General features: G+C 57.1%; 4 protein-coding genes. All 4 read right to left on the reverse strand.

What is annotated here, in order from left to right:
- The coding region (gene ligD, locus BN1800_RS39360; protein ID WP_087006320.1) for a non-homologous end-joining DNA ligase at positions 1–782 on the reverse strand (782 nt) is incomplete at its 3' end.
- A 223-nt stretch (positions 783–1,005) separates the two neighbouring features.
- Positions 1,006–1,266 (reverse strand): hypothetical protein, encoded by a 261-nt coding sequence (locus BN1800_RS39365; protein WP_087006313.1) that lies wholly within the window; start codon positions 1,264–1,266, stop codon positions 1,006–1,008.
- A 264-nt stretch (positions 1,267–1,530) separates the two neighbouring features.
- Positions 1,531–1,734: a cold-shock protein gene (locus BN1800_RS39370; protein WP_087006317.1), complete on the reverse strand. Its 204-nt coding sequence runs from the start codon at positions 1,732–1,734 to the stop codon at positions 1,531–1,533.
- Between the two features lie 295 nt (positions 1,735–2,029).
- The coding region (locus tag BN1800_RS39375; protein ID WP_143534268.1) for a peptidase T at positions 2,030–2,678 on the reverse strand (649 nt) is incomplete at its 5' end.

Below are 2,678 nucleotides of genomic sequence, written 5' to 3' on the forward strand. Positions count from 1 at the left end.
AGGGAGCCGATTCCAGCCCGCGCGACCATGGACTGTTCATAGCCGACGATCACAAAGCTGTCGCTCTGGAGGCATTTAATCTTCAACCAATCGCCGAGGCGGCCGGAGCGGTAGGTGCTGTGCCGGTTCTTGGCGATGATGCCCTCGAGGCCGTGCTCGCACGCAGCAGCAAGCAGTTGATCGCCGTCTGCCTCGACCTCTTCGGAAAGTCGAATGTCGCCCTCCTTGCCGGCGACCAGGTCTTCGAGCAGATGACGCCTGCCGGACAATTCCATCTCGGTCAGGTCATGACCATCGAAGTAGAGCAGGTCGAAAGCCATGAAGAGTGCTTCGCCGGATGTGCGTTTGCCGCCACGACCGCCGAGCGATTGCTGCAGCAACCCGAAATTCGGCCGCCCCTGCTCGTCGAGAACGACTGCCTCGCCGTCAAGTATCGCGGTTGCCACGCCGAGCTGCTTTGCGGCTTCTGCTATCGCCGGAAAGCGATGCGTCCAATCATGCCCGCCTCTCGTGATGATGCGGACGCGCCTGGGTTCGATGTGCACCGCGAGACGATATCCGTCCCATTTGATTTCGAAGACCCAGTCTGGTCCCTTCGGCGGCTTCGCTTTTGTAAGTGCCAGACATGGCTCGATGCGCGCGGGCATGGGATCGAGGGGAAGGTTCGGCTGGGCCGGATCTCGCGGCTTGCGGGCTCTTGAACGAACCGGCATATCGGTGGCGAGCAGCGGTTTTGGTGGCGGAGATTTGACNGGCTTGCGGGCTCTTGAACGAACCGGCATATCGGTGGCGAGCAGCGGTTTTGGTGGCGGAGATTTGACCATCCGATGATTACATCAGGGAATGCGTAAAAAGAAAACGACATTTGAGATGATGGCATCGGAAGAATACAAGCCGAAATGCAAATAGCCGGACGCATGGCCGATGGCGCAATCAAATTCTCAACACGCCTAGAAAATTGCGGGCCAGGTCACGATACCCGACGAGATCGCGTTGCCGCGACGCTCAGAGATGTCTCTCCACATAGCCGTTCAGAAAATCCCATCTCATGCCGAGCGGCTGCCTGACCAGATCGTAATGGTCGTTGAACCGCTTGATGAGAGAACCCTCCAGGTCCGGATCCCACATCGTGGCCTCATAGCCCAAACGGACACTGACAAATACCGAAAACTCCCTGAGCCCGAACGATCTTTCGTCATCTGCGCGCATGCGCTCGATAAACTCATCGGTAAGAGCGATAATTTGGTTGTGCGTGATATTCGACATGACCAGACCTGCATGCTGGGAGATAGCGAGATTTTAGCAACTTTCGGACTGACTTGTCATCTTCGAGCGAGCATCCCCGTTGTTCCGCGAATTCGAACTGTATGGCGAGCGTGACCGGGGCGTGCAAAGCGAGTTGGAGGAGGGATATGAAGCCAGCTGAAGTCCTTCTCAAACATGGCGTCATGCTTTTGCATCCGTATTCGACGAGATCCGACGGGCCGGCGGATGCCGGCAGCTCACTCGCTCCGACGGTCTTAAACGTGATCAGAGCGGGCTGACGTTTTCCGCTTTCGACTTTCCAGTTTTGCGGTCCTGGCCTAGTTCGTAGCTTACCCTTTGTCCCTCTTTCAAGGATCCGCCTCGTTGCAGAGCGGAGACATGCACAAATACGTCCGTCCCGCCATTCTCAGGGGTGATGAAGCCAAACCCTTTGTCTTCGTTGAAAAATTTGACAGTACCCGTAGGCATGAAAGCTCCTGATGATAGGGCGGCCGCTTGCCGCGCCTGTAAATCTATAGTGCAATCTTCTCGCTATCAATGGCGTGTCAGATTTCGCTGCTGGCGGACATTTTCTGGAGCACTTATGCCCCGCTACCGGCTTGTGGCCACGCTTCGACGGCAAGGGCTCGGCGTCGAATATGACGGGAAGCCTTGAACAAGCAGATCCTCGATGGATTGCGCCGAGCCGCTGAGGTCTGGCGAGAAGCATTTGCACCTCGGTCGCGGCGAGGCAAATGCCTAAAGTTTCTCCTTCGCAACGCTCTCAGTCAGTCGCCGCCAATTGGCAAATCCTCAGCGCAACTTCCAACGACCTTTCGAAGGCTGGTACCGGCAGAAACTCGTAACGTGAATGGAAGTTGTAGGCGCCGGTGAAGAAGTTTGGTGTCGGTATCCCTCTGGCCGAGAGGACCGCGCCATCGGTGCCGCCGCGCATCGGAATCACTTTCTTTTCGATCCCGAGTTCCTCCATGGCATTGAATAGAAGAGCGATGGCACGATCGTCACGAGCGAGGCTCGTGGAGATGTTTCGATAGGTGTCGGTGACCTGGCAGCGGACATTCCCGGTGGGATAACGTGATCGCATTTGTTCCGCGACCTCGGCGATCCGGCGTTTGCGCCGAATGAAGCCATCTGTGTCGAAATCCCGGATCAATGCGGTCAGTACTGCCTCGCTGTCGTTGGCGATGAGGTCCTTGAACCAGAAAAAGCCCTGGCGTTCCTCCGTGCATTCGGGCGTCTCCTCGCGGTCGAAGTGGGAGATGAAGTCCATCGCCATCAGCAGCGGATTGACGAGCGTTCCCTTTGCGGACATCGGGTGCGCACTGACGCCGGTAAAGACGATCTCGCAGGATGCGGCGTTGAATGTCTCCAGGACCACTTCGCCAAGTTCGCAGCAGTCGATCGTGTACGCA

The organism is Rhizobium sullae, from assembly GCF_900169785.1.
Taxonomy (GTDB): Bacteria; Pseudomonadota; Alphaproteobacteria; order Rhizobiales; family Rhizobiaceae; genus Rhizobium; species Rhizobium sullae.